A 17022-nucleotide genomic window follows, 5' to 3' on the forward strand; every position below is an offset into this window, starting at 1 on the left:
GCCTAATGGGAGCTGCCGGGTCGGAGAGACTCGGTGCCGTAGCCGCCAGCAGGTGAGCACTTATGTCGCCGGAACCACTGTGAGTTCTGTGGTCAGACCGTGCCCCTGCTGGTTGGCCGGAAGGCCATGACCGCTGATGGGGTGGCGTGCCCGCCGAGCTGAGCGTGAGCACTGGATCCATTAGGCCGCGTGCCGTGTCTTCCGCGGGCTGCATGACCGGGAAGTACCTGACCTGGAGGATGAGTTGCTGCTGATCGGCGACGACTGGGCCGAGGACCACCACGATGTCGAAGTCCAGGACACCACCGGCCGCCGCCTCGCGACCGCAAGGTTGCCCGAGGGCGCGGACGGTATCACCAAGCTCCACGAGCTTGTGGCGAAGCATGCGGGTGAGGACCTCGTCCCCTGCGACGTGATCGTCGGGATCGAGACGGACCGCGGCACCTGGGTGCAGGCCCTGCTTGCGGCCGGCTACCGGGTCTACGCGATCAACCCTCGGCAGGTCGCCCGGTTCAAGGAGCGGTACAGCACCTCCGGCGCCAAGAGCGACAGAGGCGACGCCCACGCGCTGGCCGACATGGTCCGCATCGACCGCGACCAGCTGCGGCCCATCGCCGGCGACAGCGACCAGGCCCAGGCCGTCAAGGTCGTCGCCCGCGCCCACCAGACCCTGATCTGGGAACGCACCCGCACCTTCCAACGACTGCGCAACACGCTGCGCGAGTACTTCCCCGCAGCCCTGAACGCCTACGCGAGCCTGGAGCTGACCAGCACCGACGCGCTGGAACTGCTCATCAAGGCGCCCACCCCCCAGGCGGCGGCCAGGCTCACCCGCATCCAGATCACCGCCATCTTGGCCCGCGCCCGACGCCACAACCGGGACCAGAAGGCCGGGGCCATCCAGGCCGCCTTGCGCGAGAAGCACCTGGAACTGCCCGAGCCGGTGGCCGCCGCCTACGGGGCCACCACGACCGCCCATGCTCGTCTCCTGATCGCCCTCAACGAACAGATAGCCGCGATGGAAGAGCAGGTGAAGGCGCATTTTCTCGCGCACCCGGACGCTGAGATCTACCTCTCCATGCCCGGCATCGGAGAGATCACCGGCGCCCGGGTGCTCGCCGAGTTCGGGGACGATCCCACCCGTTACAGCTCCGCCAAGGCCCGCAAGAACTACGCCGGAACCAGCCCCGTTACCCGGGCCTCCGGCAAGAGCCACACCGTCCAGGCCCGCTACGTGCGCAACAACCGGCTCGCCGACGCGCTTCAGCGCCAGGCGTTCTCCGCCCTGCGGGCCTCACCCGGCGCCCGCCGGTACTACGACAAGCAGCGAGCCCGCGAGGCCGGCTACAACTCTGCCCTCCGCCAGGTCGGCAACAGGCTCGTCGGCATCCTCCACGGATGCCTCAAGACCCGCACCCTCTACGACGAAGCAACCGCCTGGTCGCACCACGCACAACCCCATACCGCTTGACACCAAACGACATGGGGTGTCTGACCAGAATCTCGTCGCCCAGGTGCAGGACCGAGTTTCCCGTCTCCTGTCTCGACAGCGCCTTTCCGTCGAAGTGACGGGTGACTTCGCCCGTGCCGATCCGGAGTGTCTCCACACAGAGCTCGCTGCTCAGGTTCAACTTCGAGCGGCCGTACCTCAGGGCCAGTTCGGAGGTGTCCGGTGAGAAGGACGCCCTGTAGTACCACGCGGGGACTTCAGCGGAGACTACGTGCGTGATCAGCGGCTTTTGCGGCAACCGGTCGACGAGGTCCCGCAGTTGACCGGGAGACCGCACCGACGCTCCCGAGAGCACTTCCGCCACTCCTCCGGCGCGCTCCGGCACGGGCAGGAGGGCGGCAGCCGCGGCCGCCTTGGCCGGCGGCAGGTCGCGTGTGAGGCGGCGCAGCTCAGCCCAGTCCTGACGCTCCGCCAGATGGTGTGCGAGGTAGTCGAGTTCGTCGTACGTCATCTCGGCGATCCGGTCGCGCCGGTCACCGGTGACCACTACCCGGATGACCTCTCCGTCACCCTCGGCGGCCATGACCGTACGCAGTCGTCCGCGCAGCCCGGGGGTTGCCGCGCGGTAGGCCAGGGCCAGCAGTGAGCCGTCCGGATCGAGGGCCTGGCGCTGGGCCGGCTGCCCGATGAGGGTGAGATACGCGGCCTGGTCGGCGGGCTCGGACGGTGCCACCGCCAGCAGGTCCCCGACATCTGGGTCGGGCAGGTCGGCGGCCCGGCGGCGTACCGCTTCGTGCACGGCGGGATCGCCCGCGGCGCACGCCCTCACCACCTGCGACCAGGCACGCCGGGCACGCCACCCGCGGGAGCCGTCGGCCCGTCGGCGCGCGGCGAGCTCGGTCAGCCGGGAGGCCTGGGGTGCGCCGAGCGACTTCGTCATACGGCTCACCCGCCCAACTCGATCTCGTGGTCCCCGGCACGCGCGGTGGCGTGCGTGTCTCCGAGCCCCACGTCGTGCCGGAACCGGTGTTCCAGGCACGTCCGCAGCAGTCCCAGCGCCTGCCGGGACGATTCGTTCAGGACCGGGTGCTCCATCACCGTGACCACTTTCGTCAGCTCCCCGTGGCCCATCACGCCCATGGGGCCGGCGACGAACGGGCGAAGGGCGAGGGCGGTGAGGACGTAGATGTCGACGGCGCCCTCTTCCAGGCCCGCCACCGCCAGTAGGTCTCCCCCTGGCGACACCCGTGCGCAACGCGCCCTGGCACGAGGCGTGTCGGCGAGTAGGGGGATCTGCTCGGACACGGGGTCTTCGGGCATGGGCGTGTCACGCGTCGGCGGCACGTCGAGGAGTTGCAGATGCGTTCCCGTGACGGCGAGGAACCGGTCCAGTGCGGGTGACCAGGCGAGGTGGACCGGAACTGTCCCGTACGTCCAGGCCCGGGACATCAGTGGTACCTCTGAGGTCGTCAGAGGTTCGTGCCACACATGCAGACCGCCGGATCCGGTGCCGCAGACAAGGGCGGAGGGCGAGATGGCGGCCGACTGGATGCCGTATCTCAGGGTTTCGGGGCGAATGAGCTGGTGCACGACGGAATTGGCGAGGTCGACCACGATGTGGGCGTTTTCGCTGACCACCGCGATCACGCGCCCCTCCGCATCGACTGTGGTGGCCCTCGGAGCGAAATACTCCGTCCCACCCAGTTTGTCGCTGTAGGTAAGGCCCCCGCCGGAGCGGCCGACGAACACCGCCCACATGCTCGACTTGGGGGCCCTCGCGGTCACGGCAAAGGCACGGTCGCCGGTGATGCGCTCCACGCCACGCACGTCGCTGGGCTGGTTGGCCAGCGTCAGCGTGCCGCTCTCGGCGGCGTAGTGGATCTGCTTACCCGCCACGAGGGCCATGGCGTCGGAGCCCAGATGCGCGATCCGCCGCGCCGGATGCGGGAGGTCGTCGTCCAGCCATACCAACGTCAGACCGGCGAGATCGACGATACCGGCGCAATGCCCCGGCCCCCGCCCGGCGAACGCGAGTTGGCTGCCGTCCGGACCGAAGTCGAGAGCGTGCACCGCGATCGCCTGCTCGTCGGGGGCGCTCGGCCAGATCCGGGTGCGAGGGATGGAGTTGAGCGGACCCGCGCCGGCCAGGGCTTCCACGAACCGGGCCATGGCCTTCGAGTCCGCCGCACGCAGCGCTTCGAAGACACGGCGGTCGTCCTCGCCGGACGGCCGCCAGTCGCCGAACCTGTCGGCCACTCGCACCGCATCGGGCAGTGGCATCAGCAGCGTGAGGGGCCACAAGCGGTCCCAGTCACGTCGATCCGCCAACCGATCTGCCACATACCTGCGTTCGTCCTTGGAGAGGGAGGCGAAGTCTCCCCGCTGGGCACTCTGTCCCGCCAGCACGCGCAGCACATCCAGGGCGCCCAGTCTGCTCATCTCGGTCCGCAGAACCGAACGCTGCTCGTCGGAGGCAGCCCGGTAGCCGAGCGCCAGGAGAGAGCCGTCGGGATCCAGCGCCCGATACTGCGCCAGCTGCCCGGTGCGTACGAAGAACACGGCACGCTGGACCTGATCGGCGGGCGCGAGGTGGTGCTCGGCGCAGAAGGCTGCCGCCCAGGGGGAGTCCAGAGCCGCCGCGCAGAACAGGTCGATGGTCTCGGGGTCGCCCGCAGCGAGCAGCCGGGCCCGGGCACGTTCGCCGAGCGGGTGGCCGAAGCGCAGCGCGGCATCGACGAGCGTGCCTTGTTCCAGGGGTACGTCTTCCAGGGGTACGTCGTCGAGCGCCAGGCGGCTGAGGGAGCGCATCCGGGCCTCGGAGGCCGCTGGGGCGGGGCCCCAGTGCTTCAGCAGTGACCACAGCTCGGCGTCGTCCCGGTCGAGCCAGTCCTGCCATGCGGCCTCGATGAGCAGGGCCGGTACGGGCGTTGAACCCTGTGTCAGCTCCGCCATGAGAGGCGAAGCCCACCGCCCCGGAGACGGCCCGGACGCCGACGGCGTCAGCCAGCACCGGAACACCGCCTCCTGGCCGTAGGTCTCCCTCGCGCGGGCGACGGCGCGCAGGGCCAGGGGCACGCCCGTGTCGGCAGCACGCAAGACGGCAGCGAGAGCCCGGCGGCCCAGCCGCGACTCCGGAGTGGCCCGCAGCCGTAGCACCAGTGCGGCGGTCCATACCCCCATCGGCCTCACCTCTCTCCGTCCTTGCCCAGAGCGATGTCCGTGGCGGCACTCACGGTCACCGGACCGGAGCCCAGCGCGATGTCCCCACCGAAGCGCTCGCGGAGACAGGCCGCCAGCAGGTGCGGTGCGTCTCGTAGCACGGGGTCGCCCATCTTCGTACGCAGGTCCCGTACGCGTTGCGCGTCCTGGGGGCCGCCGTGCAGCAGGGGTTGTTCCACCCGCAGTTGGTCCCAGCGGTGGTGCTCGGCCAACTGGTGCCCGGCGTAGTCGAGTTCGTCGTCCGCCATCTCGGCGATCCGGTCGCGTGGGTCGCCGGTGACCACCACCCGGATCACCGCGGTGTCGCCCTCGGCCGCCACGGGCGTCCGCAGCCGCTCCCGCACATCGGGCGCAGCGGACCGGTGGGCAAGGACGTCGGCGTGCCAGTCGGCTGAGCGAGTGCGCGGGGGGCACGGCGTCGGGTGTGGCGGGGCGATTCCACCGTTTCAGCAGGGACCACAGCTCGCTGTCGTGCTCCGCCAGCCAGTCGCTCCAGGCGGCGTCGACGACCCAGCCGGGAACCGTCGAGGCGTCGGCCGCCAGTTCGTCGAGCACGGGGGAGGCCCACGGCCGTGCCGGGCGGTCGGACAGCGACGGTTCCAGCCACACCTGCCACAGCGCTTCGTGCCCCCGGGCGGCGACGGCCCGCGCGAGGGCCCGCGAAGCCGAGGGCTCACCGGCGTCGGCCGCGCGCACCACGGTGAACAGGGCCCGGTCCAGCCGCTGCCCTCGCAGGGGAAGCCGCAGCAGCAGTGCGGCTACGCGTGGACGCATGATCATCGCCCTGGCCGGTCCTCGCCCGGGGCTACGTCCTGCGGCCCGCCCGCGGAGGCCGGCCCGGGGTCCGGCGCGAGGCCCCCGCGGAAGCGCTCCGCACGGCACACGTCGTGGAGCCCGAGAGTCCTTCGTACGGCAGGAGCCCCGATCCGCAAGCACAACATCCGTACGCGTCGCCGGTCATGCGGGGTGGTGTGCAGCAGCGGCCGTTCCACGGCTGCACGTGCGCGGAGACGGTCGAGTTCGCCGTGTGACAGTTCGGCGATCCGGTCCCGCTGCTCACCGGTGTTCACCACTCGGATCGCCTCCCCCGCGCCCTCCCGGCCAGAGCCGTACGCAGCCGCCCGCGCGGTTCCGCGTCGGCCGCCCGGTAGGCCGGTGCGAGCAGCCGGTCCCGGGCGTGTTCGCCGATCGGGTGGTCGAAGCGGGCGCCGGTGCCGGCGGGCTGCCGGGCGTCGGGGGGCGGCTCTTGGCGGCCGAGAGCCAGTCGGCTGAGACCGCACGGGTCGGCGAGGTCGGCGACGTGGGACGCGGGCCGCCCCCACCTCTTCAGCAGCGCCCACAGCCCCGCTCCGGCCTCGTCCAGCCGGTCGCGCCAGGCCGTGTCCACGGGGAACCCGGGCACAGGCGCCGTACGGGCGGCCGGCCGCCGCCCGGCAGGTGACGCCCGGCGGTCGGCGAACGGCGCCGACCGCCGCAGCCAGGACGCCCAGGCCATGCTGTGGGCCTCGCGGCGCAGGCAGGAGCCGCCCGGCAGCGCAAGCCAGACCAGAACCGCGACGGCACCGAGCCGCTCCGCTCCACCGGGCCGCTTCGCTCCACCGAGCCGCTTCGCTCCACCGAGCCGCTTCGCTCCACCGGACCATGCCATGGCCCTACACCTCCAGTACCGGTACCTGGTGCTCGGCCGCCCGGTCCGCCCCGGTGAACGACGCCGACTGGGCGCGGCCTTCGCGCAGCCAGGCGCGCAGGTCCTCGATGACCTCGCGTTGGGAGCGGCTGAGGGGGACGGTGCGGGCGGCGGCGCGGGCGATGTCGTCGGTGGTGATGTCGCGTTCCTCGGCGAACGCCTCGTACATCGCGTCCACCACGACCTGTTCCAGCTCGGCGCCGACGAATCCGTCGCAGACCCGGGCCAGTTCGTACACGTCGAACATCTGCGGCTTGCGGCCGCGTTTGCGCAGGTGGACGGTGATGATCTCGCGGCGTTCCTCTTCGGTGGGCAGGTCGAGGAAGAACACCTCGTCGAAGCGGCCCCGGCGCAGGGTCTCCGGCGGCAGGGCGCTGACGTCGTTGGCGGTGGCCACCACGAACACCGGGGCGGTCTTCTCCTGCATCCAGGTCAGCACGGTGCCGAAGACCCGCTGCGAGGTGCCGCCGTCGTGCCCGCCGGACGACAGCGCCTTCTCCACCTCGTCGATCCACAGCACGCACGGGGAGACGGTCTCGGCCAGGCGCAGGGCGCGGCGCACCCGTTCCTCCGACTCGCCGACCAGGGAGCCGAACAGCGCGCCGACGTCCAGGCGCAGCAGCGGCAGCCGCCACAGCCCGCCGATCATCTTCGCCGTCAGGCTCTTGCCGGTGCCGGGGATACCGATCAGCGCGATGCCCTTGGGCGCGGGCAGCCGGAACTGGCGGGCGGCGTCGCCGAAGGCGCGTTCGCGCAGCCGCAGCCACTCCTTGAGCACGTCCAGGCCGCCGAGGTCGTCGGGGCTCTCCTCGGCGCTGTAGAACTCCAGGGCCTCGTTCTCCCGGATGACGGCCTTCTTCTCCGCCAGCACCGCCTCGATGTCGCGGTCGTCGAGGACCTCGTCCCGCACGATGGCCTTGGCGAAGGCCCGCCGGGCCTGGGCGGCGGTCAGGCCCAGCGCGGCCTGCGCCAGCCGGCTGCGGCCCGCCGCGGTGAGCGTGGACTTCACCCCCTTGGTGCTGTCGATGAGATGGTCCAGCTCCCGGCGCAGCGCGTCGGCCTCGGGCAGCGGCATCTCCACCACCACCGCGTCGTCGCCCAGTTCCACGGGCAGGTCGCGCACCGGGGTGGTGACGATCAGCGAGGAGCCGGTGAAGACGAGTTTGTGGGCGAGGTTGCGCAGGCGCCGGCGCACGGCCGGGTCGCGTTCCCAGAAGGCGTGGAAGTCTTTGAGGACGTACAGGTCGCGGCGGTGCGGTTCCTTCTGCGCCAGTTCCTTGATCTTGGTCAGGGCGTCCGGCGGGGTGGCCGCCCTGGGCAGCTGACGGCCCGACGCCGACTCCAGGCCGTCGGCGATGTCCCAGGTGATGAGGTCGGAGGAGGGGTCCCGGTCCCGGCGGACCTGGTCCAGCACGTCCAGTGCCCGCTGCTCCTCGACCGTGACCAGCACGATCAGCGCCACCCGGGCGCGCAGGTACAGCCGGATCTCGTCGTGGATGTTCACCGTGCCCACGTCAGAACTCCCCTTCCGGTGCGGCCATCCCGGTGAATGTCAGCGTCCCGTCGTCCGTGACGGTGATCTCCAACTCCGGTACGGCGGCCAGGTCGCCGGCCGTGTAGCGCCCGGTGCGCAGCCAGTACTCCTTGTTCGCCGAGCCCCGCAGCCCCCGCGCCAGACGGAGGCGCGCGTTGTAGCGTCCGGCGATCACCACGTCCGCGTCGGCGACGGCCGCCGAGCGGGCCGCGTCCGCCTCGATCTCGGCCCGGGAGAACCCGCTCAGCACGATCACCGACAGTCCGCTGCGGGCCCGCACCGCGCCGCAGAACGCGGCCACCGCGGCGGGCTGCTCCAGCGGCTCACCACCCGTCACCGTGACCCCCTCGACGCACGCGGCGTCGGCCAGCACCTCCTCGGCCACCTCGCCGGCCGTCCGCACGACACCCGCGCCCGACCCGGAATGCGTCTGAGGGTTGAAGCAGCCGGGGCAGCCCAAGGCACACCCCTGACTCCACACCACATACCGAACTCCCGGACCGTTGGCGGCACTTCGAGGCACCACGGCATGCAGCCGCCACGGTGCGTCCAGGCCGCTCACCCCTGCCACAGCCGGTCCTGCTCCTCGGTCCCGTCCTGCTGATAGGCCTCCTCGGTGAGCACCTGGTGCTCCACCGCCCCGCCGAGCAGCCGGACCAACTCGTCGGTGTCCGCCACACACCGCGTGCCGGCCACCCCTTGGACGTGCACCTCCACGGTGCCGTCCGCCGCGATGACGACCTCGACACTCTCCTCCGCCATCAACTCGCCCTCCACCCAGGGAAAAAGACCCCGCCATTGTGCCGGGAAGAGCTCGGGAGGGGTCCCGGGATACTCCAGTTCGGGCGAGCCTGTACGCGTCGCGGGCGGTGTGCAAGAGGGCGGGCCGGCTACGTGCTCGCGGTCTCGTCCGGGTGGAGGGCGTCGAGGACGAGGGTGAGGCCGAAGGTGAACTCGTCGGCGTAGTCGTAGCCGGTTTTGAGGACGTGCTCGGTGGCCAGCTCGGTGAGGTGGGGGTGGGTGTCGGCCGGCATGTCGCGCAGGATGGCGCTCGCGACCTCGTCCAGCTCCGCCGCACCTCGGAACGGCAGGCTCAGCTCCTGGAGCACGAAGCCGTACAGGTAGCTGTCGATCAGTGAGACGGCGTGCGCGGTCATCGGGACGGAGAATCCGCCCGCGCGCAACGCGCCGAGCACGGCGTCGTGGTGGCGCAGGGTCGCGGGGCCGGGCTGGGAGCGCGAGCACATCAGGCCGATGGCCCAGGGGTGGCGCTTGAGGGCGGCGCGGGTGGAGTTCGCGCGGTGGTGCATGGCGCTTTTCCAGTCCGTGTCCTGCGGCGGCACATCGATCTCGTCGAACACGGCGTCCACCAGGCCGTCGAGGATGTCCTCCCGGCCGGTCACATGGTGATAGAGCGACATCGCCTCGACGCCCAGCGGTTCGGCGATGGCCCGCATGGTGAGTGCGGCGGTCGAGCCTTTGTCGTCCGCCACCGCCATCGCCGTACGGATCACCCGCTCGCGGCTGAGCGGGGTGCGTGCCGACGCCCTGCGCCGAGCTCCCTTGCCGCTCTCGCCCATCCGGCCTCCCCTTCCATCCCACTTGACCGCCTTACGGCATAAGGCTAGCGTACCTTACAACATAAGGTCAGGATGCCGGCGAAAGGCTTGCGCCATGGGCACGGATCGGGTGAAGAAGGTCTGCATCGTCGGAGCTTCCGGGAAGCTCGGGCAGTACATGGTCCGGCACGCACTGGAACGCGGCTATGAGGTGGTCGGTGTGTGCCGGGAGCGCAGTGTGCCGAAGCTGGCCGGGTTCGAAGGCCGGATGACCGTCGTGCCCGGAGACACGAACGACCCCGAGGTGATCCGGCGGGCCGTCGCCGGGTGCGACGGGGTGCTGACGGTGCTGGTCCCCTGGGGCGTACGGCAGTACTCGTCGGGCACGGCACAGGCGGTGCTCGACCATGCCCGGCCGGGCGCGCGTCTGGTCTTCTCCTGCGGCTGGCACATCACGCGCGACGGCAAGGACACGTACTCGCGGACGTTCACCCTCGCCCTCCGGGTCGCCGCCGCGCTGGCCAAGCTCGTCCGTGCCGCCGAGATCGACGACCAGGTGGAGGCGTGCCGACGGGTGTTCGCCAGCGACACCCGGTGGACCGTGGTGCGTGGCAGCAGCCTGGAGGAGGGCGAGAGCCAGGGCCTGCCGGTGTGGAGCCGGCACGTGGGAGACCCGGTGCTGGCCAGCAACCTGACCCGCCGCGTCGACTTCGCGCTGTTCATGGTGGAAGCGCTCACCGACGACACGCTCGTCCAGGAGGCCCCGGCCATCGTCGGCTGCCGCACCCCCAGCGCCCTCGCGCACGCCGGGGGCGGCCACGGCGACGCCTAGGCCCAGCGAAAACGCCTAGGCCCGGCGAATCGGTCAGCGTGCGGCGAGCAGTTCGAGGGTGTCGATGACTCGGTTGGAGAAGCCCCACTCGTTGTCGTACCAGGCGACCACCTTGACGTGGCGGCCGTCGACGCGGGTGAGGGCCGAGTCGAAGACGGCCGAGGCGGGGTTGCCCGTGATGTCGGAGGAGACGAGCGGGTCGTCCGAGTACTCAAGGATGCCGGAGAGGGTCTTTTCCGCCGCCGTACGGTACGCCGCCAGCACGTCGTCGCGTGTCACCTCGTCGGCCACGGTCGTGTTGAGTTCCACGAGCGAGCCCACCGGAACCGGCACGCGGATCGAGTCGCCCGACAGTTTTCCGTCCAGGTTCGGCAGCACCAGGCCGATCGCCTTGGCGGCGCCCGTCGTGGTCGGCACGATGTTGACGGCGGCGGCGCGGGCGCGGCGCGCGTCGCGGTGCGGACCGTCCTGGAGGTTCTGCTCCTGCGTATAGGCGTGCACCGTGGTCATGAAGCCGTGCTCGATGCCGGCGAGTTCGTCGAGGACCGCGGCCAACGGCGCGAGCGCGTTGGTCGTGCACGAGGCGTTCGAGACGATCGTGTGCAGGGCCGGGTCGTAGGCGCCGGTGTTGACCCCGTACGCCAGCGTGACGTCGGCTCCGTCCGACGGCGCGCTGACCAGGACCCTCTTCGCGCCCGCGGTGAGGTGGGCGCGGGCGGCCCCGGCCGAGGTGAAGCGGCCGGTCGCCTCCAGCACGATGTCGATGCCGAGTTCGGCCCACGGCAGCCGCGCCGGTTCCCGCTCGGCGAGCACCCTGATGCGCCGGCCGTCGACGACGAGGGCGTCGCCGTCGACGGTCACCGGGCGACCGAGCCGGCCGGCGGTCGAGTCGTAGGCGAGCAGCCGGGCAAGGGCGGCCGGCTCGGTGAGGTCGTTCACGGCGACGATTCCGAGGCCGCTGTCGCGTTCCAGCAGGGCCCGCAGCACATTGCGTCCGATGCGGCCGAATCCGTTGATGGCGATGCGTGTCATGGATGGTGTCCCTTCGCTTCGTCACCAGCGTCGCGTGCCGCACTGGGCCGTGGCCGTGGCGTGATTGCCAAGGTTCGCAAGGATCGTGCCAACGCCGTACGACGGGCTACTCGCCCTGGGTGAAGGTGCGCCGGTACTCGCTGGGCGTGGTCCCGAGGACGCGCCGGAAGTGCATCCGCAGATTCGCGCCGGTGCCCAGTCCCACATCGCCCGCGATCTGCTCGACGCCCCGCTCCGAACGCTCCAGCAGCTCACGGGCCAGGTCGATGCGGGCGCGCATGACCCACTGCATCGGTGTGTACCCGGTGTCCTCGGCGAAGCGCCGCGAGAACGTGCGCGGTGAGACGGCCGCGTGCTGAGCGAGGGCTTCGAGGCTGAGGGGCTCGTCGAGCCGGTGCAACGCCCACTCCCGGGTGGCGGCGAACCGCTCGCCGAGCGGCTCGGGCACGCTGCGTGGCACATACTGCGCCTGGCCGCCGCTGCGGTAGGGCGCCGCGACCAGGCGCCGGGCCGCGTGGTTCGACGCGGCCACCCCGAGGTCGCCGCGCAGGATGTGCAGGCACAGGTCGATGCCGGAGGCGGCGCCGGCCGACGTCAGCACGCTGCCCTCGTCGACGAACAGGACGTTCTCGTCGACCTGGACGAGCGGATGCCTCTGCTTGAGCGCCCGCGTGTAGTGCCAGTGCGTCGTGGCCCGCTTGCCGTCGAGCAGGCCCGTCGCGGCGAGTGCGAAGGCGCCCGTCGAGATGGCCGCCAGCCGGGTTCCTCCGTCATGGGCGGCGAGCAGCGCCTCGACGACGGCCTGGGGCGGGTCGTCGCGGTCCGGGAACCGGTAGCCGGGGACGAAGGCGATGTCGGCCCACGCGAGCGCGCCGAGGCCATGGGCGACGTGGTACGACAGTCCGTCGCCGCCCGTCACCGGACCGGGCGCCGCGCCGCACACCCGCACGTCGTACGGCATGCTCGCCCGAGTGGTGAACACCTGCGCGGGAATGCCGACATCGAGCGGCTTCGCACCTTCGAGCACGAGAACGGCGACACGACGCAGACGGGAGGACGGCACGGGTCACAGACTACGAAGGGCCGGGCCCCTGGCGTGGAGTTGCGCTTGCTGCTCGGAACGCCCACAGACCTTTGCTGGAACTTTATGTTTCAAGCGTTAGGCTCGGCACTCGCTCCCCCCACCAGGCACAGGAGACTCGTTGTGCATGACGGCGACGTAGTGGTGATCGGCGGCGGCTACGCCGGCGTCCGGCTGGCGAAACGGCTGGACGCGACGGCACGGGTCACGCTGGTGGACCGCAAGGAGATCTTCTTCCACCGCATCGCCTCTCTGCGCGCCGGAGTGCGCCCGGAGTGGTCGGTGACGCCCTTCATCCCGTACGACCGGCTGCTGCGCCACGGCCGGATGGTCGTCGGCAAGGCGGTCCGTATCGAGACCGATGAGCGGCACGTGGTGCTGGCCACCGGCGAACGGCTGCCGTACGACGCGCTGGTGATCGCGACCGGCGCCGACTACCCGGAACCGGCCCGCTTCACCGGCACCACCGCCGAGGAGGCGGTCAAGTCGTTCGCCGAGCACCAGCGGAACATCGCCGCCGCCCGGCACGTCCTCGTCGTCGGCGGCGGGCCGTCCGGCGTCGAGCTCAGCGCCGAGATCCGGCTGGCCCGTCCGGACGCCCGGATCACGCTCGCCCACGCCGGGCCGGCGCTGCTCGGCACCACGGGCAGTGCGCGGGCCGGGCGCAGGGCCCGGACCTGGCTGGAATCCCACGACGTGGAGGTGCGGCTCGGCTGTTTCATGGCGCCCGGCAACGACTTCGGCACCTACCGCGACGCCCACGGCCACATCGTCGAGGCCGACCTCTCCTTCTGGGCGACGGGTATCACCCCCAACACGCTCTGGCTGCGCCTGGCCGGGCACGGCGCCTGGCTGAACGCGGCCGGGCACGTGAAGGTCGACCGCACGCTCCGGGTCGACGGGAAGCCGGACGTGTTCGCGGTCGGCGACGTCAACGACGCCACCGAGCTGAAGATCACCCCGGCCGCGATCGTCCAGGCGGACCTCGCCGCCCACAACATCCGCACCTACCTGAACAGTTCGGGCCGGCACCGCAAGGAGCCCCGTCTGTACCGGCCGATCCACCGCAGCCCGATCGTCGTGCCGTTCGGCCCGGCCGACGGACTGACCGTGCTGCCCGTGCCGGGCGGCGAGGCCGCGGTCATCGGCAGCCGTCCGTCGGTCCGGGCCAAGGCGAAGACGCTGATGACGCCGTACATGAGGCGCCAACTCGGGTACACCGCGACGTGAGAGGGGGTGCGCGTCGGCGCAAGGGAGGCCCGGAGGCCCGGCAGGAAGGCCGGCCCGAACACCTCCCTGACGGCGGCAGGCCGCGGCAGACCGGGTGAGGCCGTCACCCGCCAAAGCCCTGGGCCGGACGCCATGGGGATCCCGGCGGCGACCGGCGAAGACGGTACGGCGACCGTCCCTGGCGTGTCCCACTGACCGTCACCCCGTCACCCCCGCATGCGCCAGGCACCTGGCCAGGTCGGAGCGCGACCGAACGCCCAGTTCGCGGTAGACCCGAGTGAGATGGGCCTCGATCGTCTTGCGGGACAGGAACAGCGACGCTGCGGCCTCCACGTTGCTGAGTCCCTCGCCGATGGCGCGTGCCACCTGGAGCTCCTGGGGGGTGAGCAGGGCGACCGGCGGTGGTTCGTTGCCGTGGACGGCGGTGCGGTGTCCTGTCGCGGCGACTTCCGCCTCGGCCCGGACCGCCCACGGGACGGCATCGAGCGCGGTGAAGGTGCGCTGGGCGAGCAGCAGCGGTTCCCGTGCGGCGGAGGGCCGCCGGAACCGCCGTAGGACCTCTCCCGCGACGAGCCGTGTGCGAGCCAGCTCGAAGGCCGACTCCTGGTCGGCGTGGACGCGTTCCGCGACGGCCAGCCAGTCGGCGGCCTCCTCGGCGGACCGTGCGAGCATCACCCGGCAGCGCGCGTGCGCGGCCGCCGCCCAGGCCAGACCGGTCGCCACGGCACGCTCCCGCAGCCAGTCGGCGACGGTGACCGCCCTGTCCCGCGCCCCCGTGCGCAGACAGGCCTTGGCGAGATCGGCGATCCACGGCATGAGGCACGGGTTGACCAGCCCCATCTCCTCCGCCATCGCGAACGCCGCCGCCAAGTGCGCACGCGCCGCCTCCGGATCGCCGGCCGTGAGCGCGCCCGTACCGAGCGCACCGCGTGCGAACAGGGACAGGCCGCGCAGCCGGCCACCGCACCAGCGTTCGTACTGGGCCACGCGCTCCTGGCAGGTGGCGCCCGCGGTGACGGTCGCCTCGACGCTGCTCCTCAGCTGGTCGAACGCCGCCGCTCCGGCAGGATTCGCGGGCCGTCCCGCGGTGATGTCGGAGACCGCGCTCACGACGGCGTCGTACCAGGACAGCACCGTCGCGGCGTCGGCGTCGGCGTCGACCAGGCCCAGGGACTCGGCGACGACGGCGACGGCCAGGGGCCCGGCCACCTCCCGCCGCAACTCGGCGCGGCCCCGCGGCCGGACGGTCTCCACGAGGCGGGCTGCTTCGTCCGCCACGAACCCGGCGAACCGCTCCCGCACCTCTCGCGGGCGGAACGGATCGGTGAAGGGAGCGCGGTGCCGCGCGTGCTCGGCGCCTTCCAGGGAGAGCATGCTGGGGCCGACCACCTGGGCGGTCAAGAAGCGGGGGTCGTCCACGGTGAAGGTGTCCGTGTCGCGCAGCACACGCAGCGCGAGATCCCGCCGGGTCACCAGCCAGCCGCCCAGCGCGGGGAGCCAGGAAGCCGGCTCGTGGGCACGGAGCAGGGCCAGCCTGGGGTGCGGGGTGCCGGCCAGCTCCGCGAGCGTGGTGGTGGAGCCGAGCGGAAAGCGATCTGCTGTCACCATGGGAGCTGCCCTGTCTACAACGACGACGCCTATGGAGCCGAGGTGCACCATTTCGGGCCCGACGGACACCCGCTCGGCCTGGTCGAGTTCCCGCCCACCGACATCGCCGCCGTGGCGCGGGGCTACGGCTTCGAGGCGGTCACCGTACACACCCGGGCGGACCTGAAAGCCGTCGAGGACTGGGTGACCGGGCCGCGCTCCGCTCCGCTGCTGATCGACGCCAAGGTGGTCCGGGAACACGGGGCCTGGTGGCTGGAGGAGGCGTTCCGGGGACACTGACCGCAGCAGATGAACTCTCAAGCCTTTGCGCCGTCCCGGACCACGAGCTTCCGGAGCAGCGGCCAGACCAGGAGCAGCGCGACCACCGCGTAGACGGTCACCGCGAACGGCGTATTGACCAGCCCCGACACACTGCCGTCGCTGATCTGCAGGGCCCGCCGCAGCTGTTGCTCGGCGTTGGGACCGAGGATGACACCGATGACGGCAGGCAGGATCGGCAGGCCGTAGCGCCGCATGCCGAAGCCGATCAGCCCGATGACCAGCAGGGTGACCAGGTCGACGACCTCGCCGCCGACCGCGTACGCGCCGACCATCGCGAAGAACAGGATCCCCGCATACAGATACGGCCGCGGAATGCGCAGCAGCCTCGCCCACACCGGCGCCAGCGGCAGGTTGAGCGCGAGCAACAGCACCATGCCGACGAACAGCGAGGCGATCAGCCCCCACACCAGCTCCGGTTCGCGCTCGAACAGCAGCGGCCCGGGCTGGATGCCGTACTGCTGGAACGCGGCCAGCATCACCGCGGCGACCGCCGTCGTCGGCAGCCCCAGCGTCAGCATCGACACCAGCGTGCCCGCCGCCGAGGCCGACGCCGCCGACTCCGGTCCCGCGACGCCCTCGATGGCGCCCTTGCCCCACTCGTCCTTGTGCTTCGACAGCCGTTTCTCCGTGACGTACGACAGGAAGGTGGGGATCTCCGCGCCGCCCGCCGGAATCGCGCCGAACGGGAAGCCGATGAACGGGCCGCGCAGCCACGACTTCCACGTCCGCCGCACATCCCCACGGCTCAGCCACGGGCGGCCCACCGGGATCGCCTCGCCCGGACTGCGCCGCAGATGCGCCGCGACCCACAGCGCCTCGCCGATCGCGAAGAGCCCCACCGCCACGATCACCACGTCGATGCCGTCGGCGAGTTGGAGGGAGCCGAAGGTGAGGCGCTGCTGCCCGGTCATCTGGTCCAGGCCGACCAGGCCGATCGTCAGGCCGATCAGCAGGGAGGCCAGTCCCCGGATCCGGGACGAGCCGAGGACCGACGTCACGGCGATGAACGCCAGCACCATGATCGCGAAGTAGTCCGGAGCGCCGATGTCCACGGCCAAATCGGCGACCGTCGGCGCCAGCGCCACCAGCAGGACGGTGCCGATGATGCCGCCCGCGAAGTGACCGATGGCGGCAGCGGCCAGAGCCTGGGCGCCGCGCCCCGACTTGGCCATGGGGTTGCCCTCCATCGCTGCGACCACGGCGGCGCTCTCACCGGGCGTGTTGAGCAGGATCGAGGTGGTGGAGCCGCCGAACATCGCGCCGTAGTAGATACCCGCGAACATGATGAACGCGGCGATCGGGTCGAGTCCGTACGTCACCGGCAGCAGCAGCGCCACCGCCATCGCGGGCCCGATGCCGGGCAGCACCCCGATCGCGGTGCCGAGCAGCACACCGAGGGCCGCCCACAGCAGGTTGACCGGGGTGAGGGCCGTACCGAAGCCGTCCAGAAGGGAGTTCAGGGAGTCCAT

General features: G+C 71.6%; 16 protein-coding genes. 4 read left to right on the plus strand and 12 right to left on the minus strand.

All coding sequences use genetic code 11. From position 1 onward, the window contains the following. The first annotated feature begins 244 nt into the window (after nucleotides 1-244). On the plus strand, nucleotides 245-1471 hold the full coding sequence (locus GFH49_RS29670; RefSeq protein WP_155053965.1) for an IS110 family RNA-guided transposase: 1227 nt from the start codon (nucleotides 245-247) through the stop codon (nucleotides 1469-1471). Here GFH49_RS29670 and GFH49_RS29675 read toward each other — a convergent pair. The 8 genes from GFH49_RS29675 to GFH49_RS29710 all read right to left on the minus strand — a co-directional run bounded on the left by GFH49_RS29675 (nucleotide 1404) and on the right by GFH49_RS29710 (nucleotide 9470). Then, nucleotides 1404-2390: a hypothetical protein gene (locus GFH49_RS29675; RefSeq protein ID WP_155059141.1), complete on the minus strand. Its 987-nt coding sequence runs from the start codon at nucleotides 2388-2390 to the stop codon at nucleotides 1404-1406. The two genes, GFH49_RS29670 and GFH49_RS29675, sit on opposite strands and share 68 nt — an antisense overlap. 5 nt (nucleotides 2391-2395) lie before the next feature. Beyond that, the gene (locus GFH49_RS29680) at nucleotides 2396-4630 is read right to left on the minus strand and encodes a hypothetical protein (protein WP_155059142.1); all 2235 of its coding nucleotides are present in this window, start codon (nucleotides 4628-4630) and stop codon (nucleotides 2396-2398) included. A gap of 5 nt (nucleotides 4631-4635) precedes the next feature. Continuing rightward, entirely contained in the window at nucleotides 4636-5013 is a 378-nt protein-coding gene (locus GFH49_RS29685) for a hypothetical protein (RefSeq protein ID WP_155059143.1), read from the minus strand. 722 nt (nucleotides 5014-5735) lie between these two features. Beyond that, entirely contained in the window at nucleotides 5736-6317 is a 582-nt protein-coding gene (locus GFH49_RS29690; RefSeq protein ID WP_155059144.1) for a hypothetical protein, read from the minus strand. Between the two features lie 4 nt (nucleotides 6318-6321). Further along, nucleotides 6322-7869, minus strand: coding sequence for a Ycf46 family AAA ATPase (locus GFH49_RS29695; protein ID WP_230396573.1), 1548 nt, complete (start codon nucleotides 7867-7869; stop codon nucleotides 6322-6324). Nucleotide 7870: 1 nt separating this feature from the next. Then, entirely contained in the window at nucleotides 7871-8461 is a 591-nt protein-coding gene (locus tag GFH49_RS29700) for a 4Fe-4S cluster-binding domain-containing protein (protein WP_230396574.1), read from the minus strand. Next, nucleotides 8449-8652: a DUF2997 domain-containing protein gene (locus tag GFH49_RS29705; protein WP_155059146.1), complete on the minus strand. Its 204-nt coding sequence runs from the start codon at nucleotides 8650-8652 to the stop codon at nucleotides 8449-8451. Before GFH49_RS29705 ends, GFH49_RS29700 begins: the two co-directional genes overlap by 13 nt. Nucleotides 8653-8780: 128 nt before the next feature. Further along, the gene (locus GFH49_RS29710) at nucleotides 8781-9470 is read right to left on the minus strand and encodes a TetR/AcrR family transcriptional regulator (RefSeq protein ID WP_196218164.1); all 690 of its coding nucleotides are present in this window, start codon (nucleotides 9468-9470) and stop codon (nucleotides 8781-8783) included. Nucleotides 9471-9564: 94 nt separating this feature from the next. On the opposite strand from GFH49_RS29710, the gene GFH49_RS29715 reads away from it, so the two are divergent. Beyond that, nucleotides 9565-10281 carry an NAD(P)-dependent oxidoreductase gene (locus GFH49_RS29715; protein WP_155059147.1) on the plus strand — a complete coding sequence of 239 codons (717 nt, stop codon included), beginning with the start codon at nucleotides 9565-9567 and terminating at the stop codon, nucleotides 10279-10281. Nucleotides 10282-10314: 33 nt separating this feature from the next. On the opposite strand, the gene gap is transcribed toward GFH49_RS29715, so the two are convergent. Continuing rightward, nucleotides 10315-11313, minus strand: coding sequence for a type I glyceraldehyde-3-phosphate dehydrogenase (gene gap / locus GFH49_RS29720; RefSeq protein ID WP_155059148.1), 999 nt, complete (start codon nucleotides 11311-11313; stop codon nucleotides 10315-10317). Between the two features lie 106 nt (nucleotides 11314-11419). Next, entirely contained in the window at nucleotides 11420-12376 is a 957-nt protein-coding gene (locus GFH49_RS29725) for a GlxA family transcriptional regulator (protein WP_155059149.1), read from the minus strand. Between the two features lie 141 nt (nucleotides 12377-12517). On the opposite strand from GFH49_RS29725, the gene GFH49_RS29730 reads away from it, so the two are divergent. After that, a complete protein-coding gene (locus GFH49_RS29730; protein ID WP_155059150.1) occupies nucleotides 12518-13624 on the plus strand; it encodes an NAD(P)/FAD-dependent oxidoreductase in 1107 nt (368 codons plus the stop codon). Between the two features lie 198 nt (nucleotides 13625-13822). Here GFH49_RS29730 and GFH49_RS40565 read toward each other — a convergent pair whose 3' ends face one another. Continuing rightward, the gene (locus tag GFH49_RS40565; RefSeq protein ID WP_230396575.1) at nucleotides 13823-15232 is read right to left on the minus strand and encodes a LuxR C-terminal-related transcriptional regulator; all 1410 of its coding nucleotides are present in this window, start codon (nucleotides 15230-15232) and stop codon (nucleotides 13823-13825) included. A 42-nt stretch (nucleotides 15233-15274) separates the two neighbouring features. Here GFH49_RS40565 and GFH49_RS29745 point away from each other — a divergent pair, with 42 nt between their 5' ends. Further along, nucleotides 15275-15511: a hypothetical protein gene (locus GFH49_RS29745; protein ID WP_230396576.1), complete on the plus strand. Its 237-nt coding sequence runs from the start codon at nucleotides 15275-15277 to the stop codon at nucleotides 15509-15511. 17 nt (nucleotides 15512-15528) lie between these two features. Here GFH49_RS29745 and GFH49_RS29750 read toward each other — a convergent pair whose 3' ends face one another. Further along, nucleotides 15529-17022, minus strand: a complete 1494-nt coding sequence (locus GFH49_RS29750; RefSeq protein WP_155059151.1) for a tripartite tricarboxylate transporter permease — start codon at nucleotides 17020-17022, stop codon at nucleotides 15529-15531.

Origin of the sequence: Streptomyces blattellae, from assembly GCF_009709555.1 — a bacterium.
Taxonomy (GTDB): domain Bacteria; phylum Actinomycetota; class Actinomycetes; order Streptomycetales; family Streptomycetaceae; genus Streptomyces; species Streptomyces blattellae.

Bases quoted from the DNA above. Each gene is read 5' to 3' on its own strand.
- GFH49_RS29715 (WP_155059147.1), top strand. From the start codon at position 9,565: ATGGGCACGGATCGGGTGAAGAAGGTCTGCATCGTCGGAGCTTCCGGG.
- GFH49_RS29705 (WP_155059146.1), bottom strand. From the start codon at position 8,652: ATGGCGGAGGAGAGTGTCGAGGTCGTCATCGCGGCGGACGGCACCGTG.
- GFH49_RS29680 (WP_155059142.1), bottom strand. From the start codon at position 4,630: ATGGGGGTATGGACCGCCGCACTGGTGCTACGGCTGCGGGCCACTCCG.
- GFH49_RS29690 (WP_155059144.1), bottom strand. From the start codon at position 6,317: ATGGCATGGTCCGGTGGAGCGAAGCGGCTCGGTGGAGCGAAGCGGCTC.
- GFH49_RS40565 (WP_230396575.1), bottom strand. From the start codon at position 15,232: ATGGTGACAGCAGATCGCTTTCCGCTCGGCTCCACCACCACGCTCGCG.
- gap (WP_155059148.1), bottom strand. From the start codon at position 11,313: ATGACACGCATCGCCATCAACGGATTCGGCCGCATCGGACGCAATGTG.
- GFH49_RS29675 (WP_155059141.1), bottom strand. From the start codon at position 2,390: ATGACGAAGTCGCTCGGCGCACCCCAGGCCTCCCGGCTGACCGAGCTC.
- GFH49_RS29710 (WP_196218164.1), bottom strand. From the start codon at position 9,470: ATGGGCGAGAGCGGCAAGGGAGCTCGGCGCAGGGCGTCGGCACGCACC.
- GFH49_RS29750 (WP_155059151.1), bottom strand. From the start codon at position 17,022: ATGGACTCCCTGAACTCCCTTCTGGACGGCTTCGGTACGGCCCTCACC.